At 69.6% G+C, this 16694-nt stretch carries 15 protein-coding genes and 1 pseudogene; 3 read left to right on the forward strand and 13 right to left on the reverse strand.

Annotated elements, in window-relative coordinates:
- The first annotated feature begins 53 nt into the window (after window positions 1-53).
- Together ABL838_RS06915 and ABL838_RS06920 are read left to right on the forward strand one after the other, a co-directional pair.
- Window positions 54-1625: a TerC family protein gene (locus ABL838_RS06915; protein WP_418125841.1), complete on the forward strand. Its 1572-nt coding sequence runs from the start codon at window positions 54-56 to the stop codon at window positions 1623-1625.
- A gap of 15 nt (window positions 1626-1640) precedes the next feature.
- Window positions 1641-2249 carry a flavin reductase family protein gene (locus tag ABL838_RS06920; RefSeq protein WP_369659391.1) on the forward strand — a complete coding sequence of 203 codons (609 nt, stop codon included), beginning with the start codon at window positions 1641-1643 and terminating at the stop codon, window positions 2247-2249.
- A 17-nt stretch (window positions 2250-2266) separates the two neighbouring features.
- Here ABL838_RS06920 and ABL838_RS06925 read toward each other — a convergent pair whose 3' ends face one another.
- The 7 genes from ABL838_RS06925 to ABL838_RS06955 form a co-directional block, all read right to left on the reverse strand.
- Window positions 2267-3073: a lysostaphin resistance A-like protein gene (locus tag ABL838_RS06925; protein ID WP_418124811.1), complete on the reverse strand. Its 807-nt coding sequence runs from the start codon at window positions 3071-3073 to the stop codon at window positions 2267-2269.
- Window positions 3074-3123: 50 nt separating this feature from the next.
- Window positions 3124-3948 carry a ChbG/HpnK family deacetylase gene (locus tag ABL838_RS06930; RefSeq protein WP_418124812.1) on the reverse strand — a complete coding sequence of 275 codons (825 nt, stop codon included), beginning with the start codon at window positions 3946-3948 and terminating at the stop codon, window positions 3124-3126.
- The gene (locus ABL838_RS06935) at window positions 3941-5560 is read right to left on the reverse strand and encodes an ArnT family glycosyltransferase (RefSeq protein WP_418124814.1); all 1620 of its coding nucleotides are present in this window, start codon (window positions 5558-5560) and stop codon (window positions 3941-3943) included. Before ABL838_RS06935 ends, ABL838_RS06930 begins: the two co-directional genes overlap by 8 nt.
- Entirely contained in the window at window positions 5557-6612 is a 1056-nt protein-coding gene (locus ABL838_RS06940) for a glycosyltransferase family 2 protein (protein ID WP_418124815.1), read from the reverse strand. Before ABL838_RS06940 ends, ABL838_RS06935 begins: the two co-directional genes overlap by 4 nt.
- Window positions 6609-7205: a phosphatase PAP2 family protein gene (locus ABL838_RS06945; RefSeq protein WP_126023072.1), complete on the reverse strand. Its 597-nt coding sequence runs from the start codon at window positions 7203-7205 to the stop codon at window positions 6609-6611. The genes ABL838_RS06940 and ABL838_RS06945 overlap by 4 nt, the downstream gene beginning before the upstream one ends.
- A gap of 168 nt (window positions 7206-7373) precedes the next feature.
- Entirely contained in the window at window positions 7374-7826 is a 453-nt protein-coding gene (locus tag ABL838_RS06950; protein ID WP_184635231.1) for a hypothetical protein, read from the reverse strand.
- 179 nt (window positions 7827-8005) lie between these two features.
- Window positions 8006-8638, reverse strand: a complete 633-nt coding sequence (locus ABL838_RS06955; protein WP_418124817.1) for an OmpA family protein — start codon at window positions 8636-8638, stop codon at window positions 8006-8008.
- Between the two features lie 345 nt (window positions 8639-8983).
- Between ABL838_RS06955 and ABL838_RS06960 the strand changes: the two are divergent.
- Window positions 8984-9241, forward strand: a pseudogene (locus tag ABL838_RS06960) (hypothetical protein); the annotation flags it as partial.
- A gap of 92 nt (window positions 9242-9333) precedes the next feature.
- Here the strand turns inward: ABL838_RS06960 and ABL838_RS06965 are convergent.
- The 6 genes from ABL838_RS06965 to ABL838_RS06990 form a co-directional block, all read right to left on the reverse strand.
- Window positions 9334-9894: a methyltransferase family protein gene (locus ABL838_RS06965; RefSeq protein WP_418124819.1), complete on the reverse strand. Its 561-nt coding sequence runs from the start codon at window positions 9892-9894 to the stop codon at window positions 9334-9336.
- Window positions 9895-9923: 29 nt separating this feature from the next.
- Window positions 9924-10682 (reverse strand): SDR family NAD(P)-dependent oxidoreductase, encoded by a 759-nt coding sequence (locus tag ABL838_RS06970; protein ID WP_418124820.1) that lies wholly within the window; start codon window positions 10680-10682, stop codon window positions 9924-9926.
- A 29-nt stretch (window positions 10683-10711) separates the two neighbouring features.
- Complete coding sequence (paaZ, locus tag ABL838_RS06975; RefSeq protein WP_369659384.1) at window positions 10712-12784, reverse strand: phenylacetic acid degradation bifunctional protein PaaZ; 2073 nt, start codon at window positions 12782-12784, stop codon at window positions 10712-10714.
- Between the two features lie 152 nt (window positions 12785-12936).
- Window positions 12937-13668, reverse strand: coding sequence for an ABC transporter ATP-binding protein (locus tag ABL838_RS06980; protein ID WP_418124821.1), 732 nt, complete (start codon window positions 13666-13668; stop codon window positions 12937-12939).
- On the reverse strand, window positions 13665-15575 hold the full coding sequence (locus ABL838_RS06985; RefSeq protein ID WP_418124822.1) for an ABC transporter permease subunit: 1911 nt from the start codon (window positions 15573-15575) through the stop codon (window positions 13665-13667). The genes ABL838_RS06980 and ABL838_RS06985 overlap by 4 nt, the downstream gene beginning before the upstream one ends.
- Window positions 15572-16600, reverse strand: coding sequence for a branched-chain amino acid ABC transporter permease (locus ABL838_RS06990; protein ID WP_418124824.1), 1029 nt, complete (start codon window positions 16598-16600; stop codon window positions 15572-15574). The genes ABL838_RS06985 and ABL838_RS06990 overlap by 4 nt, the downstream gene beginning before the upstream one ends.
- Window positions 16601-16694 lie beyond the last annotated feature (94 nt).

The following is a 16694-nucleotide window of genomic DNA, read 5'->3' on the forward strand; positions in this document are numbered from 1 at the left end:
GCCCGCGCCGCTCCGGGACGCGGCCGTTTGCGCGCCTCTTTTCTCCAATCATGATCGAACTGCTCTCCGACCCGGCCGTCTGGCTCGGTCTCCTGACGCTGGTCGTCCTGGAGATCGTGCTGGGCATCGACAACCTCGTCTTCATCGCGATCCTCGCGGAGAAGCTCCCGCCGCGCCAGCGCGACAAGGCAAGGCTCATCGGCCTGAGCCTCGCGCTGTTCATGCGGCTGGGGCTGCTGTCCATCGTCTCGTGGCTGGTGACGCTGACCACGCCGCTGTTCTCCCTGTGGGGCCAGGATTTCTCCGGCCGCGACCTGATCCTGCTCGGCGGCGGCCTGTTCCTGCTGTTCAAGGCCACGTCCGAGCTGCACGAGCGGCTCGAAGGCGTTCCGGAGCACACGGCCAGCGGCCCGGTGGCCTATGCGGGCTTCACGCTGGTGGTCACGCAGATCGTGATGCTCGACGCAGTGTTCTCGCTCGACTCGGTGATCACCGCCGTGGGCATGGTCGACCACCTGCCGGTGATGATGGCCGCGGTCGTGATCTCCATCGGCATCATGCTGTGGGCCTCGAAGCCGCTCACACGTTTCGTGAACGCGCATCCGACGGTGGTGATGCTGTGCCTGAGCTTCCTGCTGATGATCGGCCTGAGCCTCGTGGCCGAGGGCCTGGGCTTCCACATTCCCAAGGGCTACCTCTACGGCGCCATCGGCTTCTCCGTGATGATCGAGGCGCTGAACCAGTGGGCGCGGCGCAACGCGCTGAAGCACGAAGCCCGCAGACCGCTGCGCGAGCGAACGGCCGAGTCGGTGCTGCGGCTGCTGGGCGGCAGGGCGCGCGGCGAGCCGGTACCAGCCGGCGCGAGCCCCTCCGACGCAACGCCCGAAGCGCAGGAAGAGCCCGCCTTCGCAGTCGAGGAGCGCAACATGGTGAGCGGCGTGCTCTCGCTGGCCGACCGCACCGTGCGCTCGGTGATGACGCCGCGCACCGACATCTCGTGGGTCGATCTCAACGACGACCCGGTCGCGGTGCGCGAGCAGTTGCTGGACACGCCGCACGGCATCTTCCCCGTGTGCCGGGGCTCGCTCGACGACGTGGTGGGCGTGGCGCGCGCCAAGGATCTGCTGGGCCAGCTGATGCGCCACGGCAGGATCGACGAGGGCGCCGGCCTGCGCGCGCCCATCTACGTGCCCGAGTCGACCACGGCCATCCGCCTCATCGACACATTGCGCGGCGCGCGCGGGCAGCTCGCGCTGGTGGCCGACGAGCACGGCACGCTCACCGGCGTGGTGACGCCCATCGACGTGCTGGAGGCCATCGCCGGCGAGTTCCCCGACGAGGACGAGACGCTGGAAATCATGCAGACCGCACCCGATGCATGGACCGTCTCCGGCAGCGCCGACTTGCACCTGCTGGAGCAGGCGCTGCAGACCCACGGCCTCGTGGGCGACGACGACAGCTACACCTCGGTCGCTGGCTTGCTGCTGGCGCGCTTCGGCGGACTGCCCCCGCGCGATGCCCGCTGGACGCACGACGGGTACGATTTCGTGGTGACCGAGGTTGATGCGCAGCGCATCCGCACGGTCATCGTCCGCCGGGTGCCGGTGGACGATCCCGGAACCTGACCTGCACCGACCACCATGATCGCCAACCACCGCCAGCCCGTCGCGCTGAACAAGGCTTATCGCCTGCTGAACCACGGCCCCACCGTGCTCGTGAGCGCCGCGCATGGCGGCAAGCGCAACATCATGGCGGCAGCGTGGGCCATGCCGCTGGACTTCGATCCGCCCAAGGTGGCAGTGGTGCTCGACAAGAGCACCTGGACGCGGGAGCTGCTCGAAGGCGCCGGCGCTTTCGCGCTGCAGGTGCCGGTGCGCGCCCAGCTCGACCTGACCGAGACGCTGGGCAACAGCTCCGGCCGCGAGATCGTCGAGAAGTCGGGTCATGACAAGTTCGCCGCCTACGGCCTCTCGACCTTCGCGGGCACGGCCACCGACGCGCCGCTGCTCGAAGGCTGCGCCGCCTGGCTCGAATGCAGGCTGCTGCCCGAACCGGCCATCCAGCAGCGCTACGACCTGTTCCTCGGCGAGGTGATCGCCGCGCAGGCCGACGAGCGCGTGTTTTCCAACGGGCGCTGGCATTTCGAGGGGCACGACGAATTGCGCACGCTGCACCATGTGGCGGGCGGGCACTTCATCATCGACGGCGAAGCGGTAGATGCGCGGCCGCTGCAGCGGCCGCCCCGCTAGGGAAAGAGCAAAGAAGCTCAGGCCGAGGAGCCGTCGCGCGCCGCGCGCGGCACCAGCATCACGCGCAGCACGAGCACGCCGCACACGGCCGCCGCCAGCGCCATCAGCACGGCCCACAGCAGCCGCGAGGGCGAGGCCGCATCGAGCCAGTCGCCCAGCAGAAGCGTGGTGGTGTTGTAGGCGGCATGCAGCGCGATGCACGGAATGAGCGAGCGCGTGCGTTCATAGAGCCAGCCGAGCACGGTGCCGATGACGAGGCCGACGATGAATTGGTAGATGTTCATGTGCGCCGCGCCGAAGAGGAGCGCCGAGATGAAGATCGCCTGCCATCGCGGATAGCGCGTGAGGAAGCCGCGCAGCACGATGCCGCGGAAAAGCATTTCCTCCAGCAGTGGTGCCACCACGCACACCGCGAGCACGGCCGCCACACTGCCGTCGGCCATGCGGCTGAACATCGCTTCTTCCCACGCGGAAGGCGGCGCGATGCGCATCATGATGTTGAGCGCCGAGGTGAGCGTCAGCAGCAGCGCGGGCACCAGCAGCAGCACCGGCGGCACCACGAGCATCAGCATTGCCCCGGCGGAGGCGCGCGACTGGTGGAACAGGCTGCGGTAGCCGAGGCCCTGCGAGTGCATCACCGCCGCGAACACGCAGCCATTGCCCAGCACGGCCGCGAGCACGCCGATCTGCATGCTGGTCAGGCGCAGCCACCCGTTGGCGTCGCGCAGCGCGGCGCCGATGACGAGTTCGCAAAGGAACAGCGCCACGAACAGGAGGACGGCTTGCGCCACCGAGGGGAAGGCGGCGCTTTTCGGGGAGGGCATGGGCGGAAGCGGGGCAGGGAGACGGCGCGCATGTTACGCGAGCGGCATGTTCAGCCGCGTTTCAGGCACCGTGAGAGTGGCGCGAGCGCGATCCCGCTGTATTGGCCGACCCCGAGCGCCAGCGCGCGCAGCGCCGTGTATTCGTGCAGCCGCGCGCCGCCATGCGGGTCGCCGGGCATGATGCCGGCGGCCGGGTGGCACATGAGCACGTCGCCGGTGCGGCAGGCCGAAAGCCATTCGGACAAACGCTGCTGGTGGCGTTCCATGTCGCCCGAGAAGTCGTAGACGCCCAGCAGCCGGCTGCTGGTGGGAATGCCGCGCCGGGCGGCCAGTGCGGCGAGCCGCGCGCCGCCCAGCGTGTGGATGACGCGGGCCTTCAGGCTGTCGGGCCCATGGCGCCAGCCCGGCGCCGTGTTGCGGACCCAGGGCGGCGAGGAGGGATAGCGCCGCGCGATCTCTTCCACCAGCAGCTCGCGCACCACCGGGAACTGGTGCACGTGCCGGTGCCCGTCCACGAAGGCGGGGGCACGGCCCATGGCGTCCTCGAAGCGGGTGAGCTGGTCGCGGATGTCGGCCTGCAGGCCGGGCGCGAAGATGGTGCGCGTGTACGTGCGCGCGAGCAGGCCGCCCAGCCCCGGCTCGGGGCCGCCGGCATGCGCGGGCCGCGTGAGGTCCAGGTGCAGGCCGGTGTCGAACTCCGCTGGCTCCAGGCGCCGCAGCAGCCTGGCTCCGGCCAGCCAGGCCTCGCGGCGCACCATGCCGCTGGCGGCGGAGATCTTGCCCTTCTCGGCGAGGTCGAGCACGGCCGAGTTGATGCCCGCGCTCATGCCGAAGTCGTCGGCGCAGATGCAGAGGCAGCGGGGCGATTCAGCCATTGCCGTTGGCGCCCGAGTGCGGGGCGGGAGCTGGGACTGCGGCGGGGAATGGGGCGGTATCCAGGCAGTGCGGGTCGCCGGTGGCGCTGCCCGGGAAGCGCCAGGCCGCCAGCCCGTCGTTCACCGCCACCAGCTGCGCATGGTGCAGCCAGGGGTTCGCGAGATGCGCCGTGTTCGAGCCGACGACCCAGGTGGCGTGCGGCACGCACAGCACGTCCGCGAGCTCGGTTCGGTCGACCAGCGTGCGCGCCGCGCGCGCCGGATCGAAGCGGCTGGCGTCGAAGATCTCCTTGCGCCAGTTGTCGCGCGTGTCCTCGGCCGCCGCCTTCCAGTCGTCCGCCACCAGCACCGGCTCGCGCAGGTTCCAGTAGAAGGGAATCTCGTAGTGGTAGCCGTCGAGCATCAGCACCTGTTCACCCGGTGCCACCGCTTGCCCAGCCGGCAGGCGCAGGCGCGTACCTGGCGGCGACGAGTACACCATGACCGCGACCACGCAGCCGATGCACACCGTTGCCGCCGCCAGCGTCATCGCGCGAACCTTCGGCAGCAGGGCTTCGAGCGAGCGGCTCGCCAGCACCCGCTGTGCGATCAGGTACGCCAGCGGCGGCAGTGCCGGCAGCACGTAGCCCACCAGCTTGGAGCGCGGCAGCGAGAAGAACACCACGATCACCGCGAGCCAGATCCACATCAGCCGGTCGATGTCCGGCTGCCGGGGGCGTGCCGCGTCGTCGCTCGCTCCCTCGTTCGACCCGCGAGGGACGAACACCCATGCGAACCACGGCAGCGTCAGGCCCGCCAGCACCGGAAGATAGAACCAGAAGCCGTGCTCGTTGTTGAAGCCCGAGGACGCGAAGCGCCGGAAGTGCTGGGTGACGACGAAGTAGTCGAAGAACTCCGGATACCGCAGCTGCATCGCGACGAACCACGGCCCGGCCACGGCCAGCAGCACGGCCCAGCCGGGCAGCCACAGCGCGAGCCGCAACGACGCGAGCCTGCGCGTCGTTGCGCACCAGATGAAGATCACCATCGCGGGCAGCACCAGTCCGATCAGCCCCTTGGCCAGCAGGCCGGCCGCGGCGAACAGCCAGGCGCCGGCCAGCAGCGCTCGCCACGGTTCCTCGCGCTCCCGGGCCAGCGCCGCGCCGGCCGCCAGCAGCACCGTGGCCGAGATGCAGCCCGCCACCAGCATGTCGAGGTTGGCGAACTGCGCGCCGAGGAAGAAGAAGGGCGTGGTCGCCAGCACCACCGTGGACAGCAGCGCCAGCCGCGCCGTCGACCAGCGTCGCAGGAAGAGGAAGAGCGCCGCCGCGGCCACTATGCCGCCCAGGACGGACGGCAGCCGCGCGGCCCATTCCACCGGACCGGTGACCGACATGGCCGCCGCGCCTATCCAGTAGAAGAGCGGCGGCTTGTGGAAGAAGGGCAGCCCGTCGAGCCGAGGCACCAGCCAGTCGCCCGAGCGAAGCATGGCGAGCGCGACGCCGCCGTAGCGGCCCTCGTCGGGCGCCATCAGCGGGCGCATCCATGCGGTGGCCAGCAGCCAGGCGAAGAGGGCGACGATGATCCATAGCGGTCGGGGGGAGGTCCACCATGCGGGAGCGGCCCGTTTCATGTCCGCCCGGTCTCCAGCCCCGTGCCGCGCTCGCGGCGCACCACGTAGAGCGGCCTTCCCTTCACCTCCTCGTAGATGCGCGAGATGTACTCGCCCACGATGCCGGTGGAGATCATCTGGATGCCGATGAAGAACATCAGGCTCGCGACGATGGTGGTCCAGCCCGAGACCGAGTTGCCGAACAGCAGGTAGTCGACCGCCACGAAGGCGCCGTAGGCGAAGGCCGGCACCGCCAGCATCAGCCCCACCACGCTGACCACCCGCAGCGGCCAGGTGGTGAAGGCGGTCAGCCCGTCGATGGCCAGCCCCACCAGCCGCCGAGTGTTGAAGCTGCTGGCGCCTTCCGCGCGCGGCGCGGGCGTGTAGGGCAGCGCCACGGCGCGGAAGCCCACCCAGGCATACAGGCCCTTCATGAAGCGGCTGCGCTCGGGCAGGCTCATGAGCGCGTCGACCACCTTGCGGTCCATCAGGCGGAAGTCGCCCGCGTCCCTGGGCACGGCGAAGCGGTCGGACGCGTTGACCAGGCTGTAGAAGAGCCTGCTGCCGAGCTGCTTGAAGCGGCTTTCGTCGCTGCGCTGCTCGCGCACCGCGTACACCACCTCGGCGCCGGCCACCCACTGCGCGATCATGGTGTGGATGAGCTCCGGCGAATGCTGCAGGTCGCCGTCGAGCAGCACCACCGCGTCGCCCGTGGCGGCGGCGAGGCCCGCGGTGAGCGCGGCTTCCTTGCCGAAGTTGCGCGACAGCGAGATGCAGCGAAAGCCCGAGAGCTCGCACCATGCCTCGGCAACGGCCACGGTGTCGTCGGTGCTGCCGTCGTCCACCACGATGATCTCCCAGCGCAGGCGCGTGGCCCAGAGGATGTCCTCCAGCAGCGGCAGCAGGCGCCGCAGGTTCGGCCCCTCGTTGAAGCAGGGGATGACGCAGGAGATGCTGCGCGCTTCATCCGGCGGCGCGAACGCGACGGCCGCGCGCGTCGCGGGAGCATCGTCGGCCTGTTGCAGCCGGATCGGGGCGCGCGAGTGCCGGCTGTTGTCGGTCGATGAAATCATGGATGCCTCCAGAAAGAAGCGGCCGCTGGCGTGTCGTCGCGAGTGCGGCCAACGGGCGACGCCGGAAAAGAAACGAAGCGGTGCACCAGCAACTGCGCGAGCGCGAGCAGGCCGGCGATGGCGCCCCCGAGCAGCATGCCGGCGACGATGTCGATCGGGAAATGCACGCCCACGTAGACGCGCGCCCAGCCCGTGACCGCCGCCAGCGCCAGCAGCGGCACGCCCAGCCTGCGCAGGCCGGGGCGCAGCAGGAAGGCCAGCGCCACCATGAACATCACGGTCGCGTGCGTGCTGGGCAGCGAGCCGCGGCCGGCGTGCTCGATGTAGGCAGGAGCAAGCCCGAGGACGAACGGGCGGGGCGTGTTCAGCGCCAGCGCGATCGCGTGGGAAGCCATCGATGCGAGGCCGGAGAAGGCCGCGACGATGAACAGATAGGCGCGTTCGGCGCGATGCCGCCACAGCGCGAAGACGAGCACGCCCGCGCACAGCCAGCTGCCCCAGAGCGCAAAGGCGGATGCGAAGGACAGCACCCACGGCGTGGGCTGGCTGCCGGCGGTGAGCCACTGGAAAAGCGTGATGTTCAGTGCGTTCATGACGCCACCTTCATGGGCGTGGTCGGGAACTGGAAAACGGCGGGCGAACGAAGCCACGCGGCGCCACGGGCGCAGCAGGAGAAACTTGACATGGTCGGACCTTTCGACAGGGAAGAGAAAGCCCGCTGCGAGGCGCAGCGGACCACCCGACGCGCGAGGCGCCGTGTCTCAAGTGACGGAAGGTGGTGCGACGGTAGGCGGCAGTCGACGCCAGGGTTGCGCCGGAGGTGGCGCGCCGCCGTGCGGCGGCACGTGTTCGGGCGCTTCGCGCGCGATGGGAACGGCGAGCCGCGCGGCGGCCAGTGCCAGCGGCAGCATCGCGAGCACCATCGCCATCAGCATGCCCAGCGCGAGGTCGAAGGCATCGGGGTGGTCGATGCTCGCAGCGGCCTGGGCGAACAGCGTGGTCTCGCGGTCGGACGGATGGTCCGCGCGGTCGTCGGCCTCGAATTGGGTGGTGTCGCTGGCGCTGCGCACGCGCAGCATCGGCTCGTCTTCCAGCCCGTCGCAGCGGAAGTGGGCCGCGATGAAGGGCTGCAGAAAAATCAGCAGCATGCCCGCGACGCACCACGCCTTGTGGTGTGCCTCGACGAAACGGCGAACGCGCGCGAGCAGCAGCATGCGCGAATGCTAGGAGGCTCGTGTGAACCGAACCTGATCGTGCGGGTCAGCATCCCGCAAGGTTGAAGATGACGCGCGTGTGAAGGGTTCCTGGGGTGAGGGGCCGTCGACCCTGTGTCGGCGGCCCTGCCCGGGCAGGGCCGCCTCCGGCAGGCAGCGGCCGGGGCGTACTGTCTCGCCTACTGCGAGACGGGCTTCAGGTAGATCTCGACGCGGCGGTTCTGCGTGCGCCCGTCCTCGGTGGCGTTGCTCGTCACGGGCTGGGTCTGGCCTCGTCCTTCGGTCGTGAGGCGCGCGCTCTTCACGCCATGGTCGACCAGGTAGGCACCCACGCTCTGCGCGCGGCGCTGCGACAGCGCCATGTTGTGCTCGGCATTGCCGGTGCTGTCCGTGTGGCCGACGACGCGTGCGTTGATGCTGGGCTCCTGCGCGATCGTCTGGGCCACGCCGTCGAGGACATTGCGGAAAGATGGCTTGATGGTGGCGCTGTCGGTGTCGAAGGTCACCTGGCTGGGGATGTTGAGCTTCAGCGAGCCGTCGGGCTGATCGATGATCTGCGTGCCGGTGTCGGCGGTCTGGCTGCTGAGCTTGTTGCGGATGGTGGTCCAGTTGTAGCCGACACCTGCGCCAACGGCGGCGCCGACTGCCGCGCCGATGGCTGTGCTCTTCCTGTCGCGACCGATGAGGTTTCCCACACCCGCGCCTACCGCCGCGCCGGCACCGGTGCCGACGGCCGTATGGGTTGCTTGCTCGGATGCGCAGCCCGCGAGGAGCGCCGCGACGATGGCGAGCGAGGTCATTGTGATTTTCATGTTCTTCCCTTTGCGATGTTTCTGATCCGGATCGGCAACGTCCGCGGTCTGCCGCGTCGGCGCTCGATCCGAAGGGAACAACTCATGCACGCTCACTCCGGCCGACAGCGTTGGCCTCGCGGAGGCCGCGAAGCCTCATCTCTTTCATGCGGCCGTGAAATAGGTCTCGCGCCGTACGGCTCGTCACACATCCGGGTGAACATTCGTCAACTGCGTTGCGGCGCGGGCGTTGGTCGCTGCATGCACGTGCTTTCGTGCGATCCACAAGGAGCGATTTTGAAGAAGACCCTTTTCCTGCTGGCGGCCAGTTCCTTCCTTGCCGTCTCCGCCTTTGCTCAACAGCCATCCGCTCCCGCGACGACCGCCCCTGCAGCCACATCGCCCGCTGCCGCCGCGCCTGCCCCGGCAGCGACCAAGCCCGCCGCAGCACCTTCCGCCGGCGCTCCCGCGGCGGTACCCGCCGCCGGCCAGGTATGGGTCAACGGCAAGGTCTATCACTGCGCCAACGACAAGTACTTCGGCAAGACCAAGCGCGGCTCGTACATGTCGGAAGCCGATGCGAAGGCCAAGGGCGCGCACGCTGCCCACGGCAAAGCTTGCTGAGCATCGAGGCCACGTGAAAAGCGCCCCTGACGGGGCGCTTTCTCCTTGGCACAGCGGAAGGCCTTGCGCCCTCTACAGCGGGGCGGCAGGTCCTAGAACACGAACGGTATGAAGCGCCGCGTGCCGCGCATGTACGCGCGGTAGTCGTCGCCGAAGTGCGCGATGCATTCCTGCTCGTCGCGCAGGGCGGTCATGAACAGCAGCAACGTGGCCGCGAGCACCAGTGCCAGCGTGAGCCAGGTGAACTGCTTGAGGAAGGCGCCCCAGGCCAGCAGCATCAGTGCGGTGTACATGGGGTGGCGGATGTAGCGGAAGGCGCCGCTGCTGACGATGGCCGATGTCTTCTCGAAGCCGTACAGGGCCGGATCGTCGTTGCGCGCGTCGCTGGGCTTGCCCTGCGCCTTGAGCAGCCGCACCGCGTGGATCGGCAGCCAGATCGACAGCACGAAGAAGAGCGAGGAGATGATCTGCCTGGCCGAGAACGGATCGTCATGCCACACGGGCAGGTTCAGCACGATCAGCACCAGCATGCATTCCCACGCGAAGAAGCGGTAGAAGCCGTGCGAGCCCGGCTGGCTCAGCGGGCCGCGCGACACGTACAGGAGCGCGGCCGTGCCGGCGACGAAGAGGAAGATCTGGATCCAGAAGAGCATGGCCGGCGAATTTACACGGCCCGCGGGCTTCAGCCCGAAATGGAGAAGCCGCCGTCAACGGGAATTGCGGTTCCCGTCACGTAGTCCGACGCGGCGCTCGCCAGGAACACTGCGGTGCCGGCGATGTCGACCGGCTGGCCCCAGCGGCCGGCGGCGGCGCGGACCTTGACGCGCTCGTACAGTCCCGGGATCTGGCTGCGTGCGCCGTCGGTCAGCTCGGTCTCGAACCAGCCCGGCAGGATCGCGTTGACCTGGATGTTGTCCGCCGCCCAGGAGAGCGCCGTCGACTTGGTGAGCTGCACGATGCCCGCCTTGCTCGCCGCATAGGCCGGGGCGTAGGGCGCGCCGAAGATCGACATCATCGAGCCGATGTTGATGATCTTGCCGCCGCCCGCGGCCTTCAGGTGCGGATGCGCGGCGCGGCTGCACAGGAAGGCACTGGTGAGGTTGGTGTCCATCACCTTGTGCCACTCGTCCAGCGCGAGCTGGTCGACCGGCTTGCGCACCGTGGTGCCGGCGTTGTTGACCAGGATGTCGAGCCGGCCGCAGCGCGCGGCGGCGTCGTCGAAGAGCTTGCTCACCGAGGCCTCATCGCTCACGTCGGCCTCGAGCGCGAAGCTGTCGCTGCCCAGCGCCCTCAATGCCTCGACTGCTGCGGCCGACTTCTGCGCGTTGCGCGCCGCGACGATGACGCGGGCGCCGGCCCTGGCCAGCCCCTGCGCCATGCCGAGGCCGATGCCTCCGTTGCCGCCCGTGACGAGCGCGACTTTGCCGGTGAGGTCGAACATGGAGGACTGGGAAGACGACGAAGAGGACATCAGGCGGTGGCCGAGGCGGCGGGTGCTTCGGGCTTCTTGGAAACGAGGGTCAGGATATCGTAGCTGGCGACCAGCTCGCCGTCCTGGTTCGTCACTTCAACGTCCCATGCCACCACGCCCTGGCCCTGGCCGCTCGCGTCCTTCTTGTTGCGGTCGATCTTGCGCTTGCAGGTCAGGCGCGCGCGGATGGTGTCGCCGATGGCCACGGGCTTGGTGAAGCGCAGCGTGTCCAGGCCGTAGTTGGCCAGCACCGGCCCCGGCGCGGGCGACACGAACAGGCCCGCGGCCGCCGACAGCACGAAGTAGCCGTGCGCGATGCGCTTGCCGAAGGGCGATTCCTTGGCCGCCACCTCGTCGAAGTGCATGTAGAAGTAGTCGCCCGAGATGCCGCCGAAGGCCACGATGTCGGCCTCGCTCACGGTGCGACGGTGCGTGAGCAGCGAATCGCCGACGCGCAGGTCCTCGAAGTAGCGGCGGAAGGGGTGCACCTCGCTCTCGCGCACGGCAGCGCCGCGCACGTGCTCGCCGGTGATGGCGGCCAGCATGGTGGGCGAGCCCTGCACGGCGGTGCGCTGCAGGTAGTGCTTCACCGCGCGCAGGCCGCCGAGCTCCTCGCCGCCGCCTGCGCGGCCGGGGCCGCCGTGCTTGAGCTGCGGCAGCGGCGAGCCGTGGCCGGTAGATTCGGCGGCGGCCTCGCGGTCCAGCACCAGCAGGCGGCCGTGCCATGCGGCGGCCACCGGAATCGCCTTGGCGGCGGTGGCCGGGTCGCGCGTGACCAGCGTGCCGACCAGGCTGCCGCGGCCGCGCGCGGCCAGCGCCAGCGCCTCGTCGATGCCGTCGTAGGGCATCAGCGTGCTGACGGGGCCGAAGGCTTCCACGTCGTGCGCTGCGTCGTGCTCGAGCGGCTTGCGGCTCAGCAGCAGCGTGGGTGCGAAGAAGGCACCTTCGCCCACGCCGTCGCCCACGGGCGAGAAGCCGTCGCGCTCGCCGTAGACCAGCTCGGCACCCTTGAGCAGCGTCGCCACGCGCTCGGCCACGTCGGCCTGCTGGTCGCGCGAGGCCAGCGCCCCCATGCGCACTTCCTCGCGCGAGGGGTCACCAACGACCGTTTTCGCGAGCCGCGCGCGCAGCCGCTCGGCCACAGCGTCGAGATGCTGGCGCGGCACGATCGCGCGGCGGATGGCGGTGCACTTCTGGCCGGCCTTGATGGTCATCTCGCGCGCCACCTCCTTCACGAAGAGATCGAACTCCTCATCGTCGGGCGTCACGTCGGGCGCGAGGATCGCGCAGTTCAGCGAGTCGGCCTCGGCGTTGAACGGGATCGACTGGCGCACGATGTTCGGATGCACGCGCAGCTTCGCGGCCGTGTCGGCCGAGCCGGTGAAGGTGACCACGTCGGGCCCTTCGAGCCGGTCGAGCAGGTCGCCCGTGCTGCCGATGACCAGCTGCAGCGCACCCTCGGGCAGGATGCCCGACTGCACGATCAGCCGCACCAGCGCTTCTGTGAGGTAGCTGGTGGCCGTGGCCGGCTTGCCGATGCAGGGCATGCCAGCGAGGAAGCTGGGCGCGAACTTCTCGAGCAGGCCCCACACCGGGAAGTTGAACGCGTCGATGTGCACCGCCACGCCGCCGCGCGGCACCAGGATGTGCGTGCCCGCGAAGCCGCCCTTCTTGCCCAGCGGGAAGGCGGGGCCCTCGTGCACCAGGTTGCCCGAGGGCAGCTCGTTGGTGCCGATGCCGGCGTAGGCGCTCAGCGTGCCGGCGCCGCCTTCGATGTCGATCCAGCTGTCGGCGCGCGTCGCGCCCGTGTGGGCCGAGATGGCGTAGAGCGTTTCCTTGTTCGCGGCGAGGAACTTGGCCAGCGCCTTCAGACGCTCGGCGCGCTGCTGGAAGTCGAGCTTCATCAGCGCCGGGATGCCGGTGCGGCGCGCGTACTGCAACGCCTCGGCGAAGTCGATGGCCTCGGCGTGCGTGGCGGCCACGGGCTTGCCGTTGACGGCGCTGCGCAGCTGCTGCGCGGCCTGCTGGCCGATCCAGCGGCCGGCGATGTAGCTTTGGAGGGTGGTGGTCATGGTGCGTGTCCTTTCGCGGTGTCTGTCTTGCTCCTTCCCCCTCTGGGGGAAGGTTGGGATGGGGCAGGCGGCATCGGTTCGGCGCAGTGCCTTCTCGGCCGCCGCATGCCCCCACCCCGGCCCTCCCCCAGCGGGGGAGGGAGGAATTCAGCTCACTCTTTCTTGCCGATGCCCAGATAGGTATCGATGATCCGCTGGTCATGCAGCAGGTCGCGCGCCTTGCCTTCGAGCGCCACGGCGCCCATCTCCAGCACATAGGCGCGGTCGGCCACCTGCAGCGCGGCGCAGGCGTTCTGCTCCACCAGCAGCACCGACACGCCGTGGCTGCGCAGCTGCGACACCACGCGCAGCACCTCGCGCACCACCAGCGGGGCGAGGCCCAGCGAGGGCTCGTCGAGCATCAGCAGGCGCGGCCGCGCCATCAGCGCGCGGCCGATGGCCAGCATCTGGCGTTCGCCGCCCGAGAGCGTCGATGCCATCTGCGCGCGGCGTTCCTTCAGGCGCGGGAAGATGGCGAAGATCTCGTCCATGCGCGTGCGCTGGTCGCGCTTGCCCTTGCGCCACTGGTAGAAGCCGCCGAGCAGCAGGTTGTCTTCGACCGACATCTCGCCGAACAGCTCGCGCCGCTCGGGCACCAGCGCGACGCCGCGCGCCACCATGGTCTCGACGCTGGGGCGCGAGACGCGCTCGCCGTCCAGCAGCAGCTGGCCGGTGGAAGGCAGCAGGCCCGTCGCCGCGCACAGCAGCGTGGTCTTGCCGGCGCCGTTGGGGCCGATGACGGTGACGATCTCGCCCTCGTTCACCTGCAGGCGCACGCTGTGCACCGCTTCCACGGTGCGGTAGGCCACGCAGAAGCCGTCGAGTTGAAGCAATGGGTGGCTCATCGTGCGTCTTCCAGCAGTTCGTCGTCGGCGCCGCCCAGATAGGCTTCGAGCACGCGCGGATTGGCCTGCACTTCGGCGGGCGTGCCGGTGGCGATGACGGTGCCGAATTCGAGCACCGTGATGCGGTCGGCGAGGTTCATCACGAACTCCATGTCGTGTTCCACCACCAGGATGCCGAGGCCTTCGGCGCGCAGCTGCGCGAGCAGTTCCGAGAGGGCGCGCTTCTCCAGGTGGCGCAGGCCGGCGGCGGGTTCGTCGAGCAGCAGCACCGAGGGCTGGCCGGCGAGCGCGCGGGCGATTTCCACCACGCGCTGCTGGCCGAGCGAGAGCGATGCAGCGGGCGTGTCGGCATGCGCGCCGAGGCCGCAGCGTTCGATCTGCCTGCGGGCTTCGGCCATCAGCGCGGCCTCTTCGGCGCGGTCCAGGCGCAGCATGGCCGACAGCCAGCCGCGCTTCGCACGAAGGTGGGCGCCGAGCGCGACGTTCTCGACCACGCTGCGCTGGCCGAGCAGGCGCACGTGCTGGAAGGTGCGGCCCAGGCCCAGCGATGCGAAGGCGCGCGAGGGCTTGCCCGACATGGGCTGGCCCACCAGGCGCACTTCGCCGGTCGTCGGATCGTCCACGCCCGAGATCATGTTGAAGAAGGTGCTCTTGCCCGCCCCGTTGGGGCCGATGAGCGCATGCACCTCGCCGGCCTTCAGCGTCATCGAGATGTCGTTGTTGGCCACCAGGCCGCCGAAGCGCTTGCTCACGCCGTCGGCCTGCAGCAGCAGCGTGCCGGCGGCCGGCACCGCGCGCTGCGCGAGCTGCACGTTGGTCGATGCGGCGGGGCCGGCACCGGCCGCACGCGGCACTTCGCGCACCCAGCGGCGCGACAGCCGCGCGAGCGTGGGCCACAGGCCATCGGCGAAGCGCTGCAGCACGAAGAGCATCAGCAGGCCGAACACCACCACCTCGAAGTTGCCGCTGGTGCCCAGCAGCGCGGGCAGCACGTCCTGCAGCTTTTCCTTCAGCAGCGTGATCAGCGTGGCGCCCAGTACCGCGCCCCAGAGGTGGCCCGCGCCGCCGACCACCGCCATGAACAGCATCTCGATGCCGATGTTCAGGTTGAAGGGCGTGGGGTTCACGAAGCGCTGCATGTGGGCATAGAGCCAGCCAGAGATGGCCGCGAGCAGGGCCGCCAGCACGAAGAGCTTGATGCGGTGGCGCGCAGTGTCCACGCCCATCGACTCGGCCATCAGCCGGCCGCCCTTGAGCGCGCGGATGGCTCGGCCCTCGCGCGAGTCGAGCAGGTTGTGCATGGCCCAAAGCGCCAGCAGCAGCACCGCCCAGATCACCACGCCCAGCATGCGCGGCGTGGCGAAGGAAACGCCCGCCACCACCAGCGGCGGAATGCCGGTGATGCCGGTCTGGCCGCCGAGGAACTCCATGTTGCCCAGCAGGAAGTACAGGCTCAGGCCCCACGCGATGGTGCACAGCGGCAGATAGTGGCCCGAGAGCTTGAGCGTGACCGCGCCGAGCGCCCAGGCCAGCGCGAAGGTCAGCGCCAGACCGAGCAGCAGGCCCAGCCAGGGCACCAGCGCCGAGCCCGCGAGGCCGCCGAGCCAGCCGGCGGCGGTTGGCGAGGTGCAGATCCATGCGGTGGCGTAGGCACCCATGCCGACGAAGGCGGCCTGGCCGAACGAGGTCATGCCGCCCACGCCCGTCAGCAGCACCAGGCCCACGGCCACCAGCGCGTACAGGCCGATGTTGCTGAGCACGCTGACGGTGAACTCGGGCAGCCAGCCCCAGGCCAGCGCGAGCGCGACGATGAAGACGAGGGTGAGCACGCGCGGCGTCACGAGCGGGCGGGCCTCGGGTGCCGCACTGGCGGCTGCGGGAGCGGTGGTCGGTGAAGACGGGTTCATTCCTCGTCCTCCACGTGATGGCTGTTCAGCGAGCGCCACAGCAGCACCGGAATGATCAGGGTGAAGACCAGCACTTCCTTGTATGCGCTGGCCCAGAAGGAAGAGAAAGCCTCCAGCAGGCCTACCAGCAGCGCGCCCGCGAGCGCCAGCGGATAGCTCGCCAGCCCGCCGACGATGGCGGCCACGAAGCCCTTCAGGCCGATGAGGAAGCCGGTGTCGTAGTAGACCGTGGTGATCGGTGCGATCAGCAGGCCCGAGATGGCGCCGATGACTGCCGCCAGCGCGAAGCTCAGGTCGCCCGAGAGTTCGGTGGGAATGCCCGACAGCCGCGCGCCCACGCGATTGATGGCGGTGGCGCGCAGCGCCTTGCCGACCATCGAGCGGCCGAAGAACCAGAACATCGCGATCACCAGCACCAGCGTGACGCCGACCACCACCAGCGACTGGCCGTTGACCGGAATGCCGCCGAGGTCGAAGCGCAATTCGGAGAACGCACTGGTGCGCGAACCTTCGGCGCCGAAGAAGAAAAGGCCCAGGCCCACGAGCACACCATGCAGCGCCACCGACACGATCAGCAGCATCAGCACGCTGGCATCCGCCAGCGGGCGGTAGGCGACGCGGTACAGCAGCGGGCCCAGCGGCGCGATCAGCACCAGCGTGGCGATCGACTGCATTGCGAGCGAGGTAGGCTTGAAGCCGAGCACCAGTACCGCAGCGATGGCCGGAAAGGCCACGCACCAGGTCAGCGCCGAGCGCCAGTCGACGGTGGCGCCGCGCTTCCAGCGCCAGGCTTCCACCACCAGCACGATGGCGGCAAGCGCCAGCAGCAGCCACAGCGTGGAGGGCGCGCGCCCGCCCTGCAGCGCGGCCATCGACAGCGCACCGAAGGCGACGAACTCGCCCTGCGGGATGAAGATCACGCGCGTGACCGAAAACACCAGCACCAGCGCGAGCGCCATCAGTCCGTAGACCGCGCCGTTCACGATGCCGTCCTGCCCCAGCAAAAGGGCAATCTGCAAATCCATAAAACAACCTTCGGGCGTCGCCCGTGACTCAATTCAGGAACACCGAGGAACCGGCTTTGCCGGGCCTCTGGTGTTGCCCCCGGTAGGGGGTGGG

Source organism: Variovorax sp. 160MFSha2.1 (assembly GCF_048305075.1).
In the GTDB taxonomy this organism is placed as follows: domain Bacteria; phylum Pseudomonadota; class Gammaproteobacteria; order Burkholderiales; family Burkholderiaceae_C; genus Variovorax; species Variovorax guangxiensis.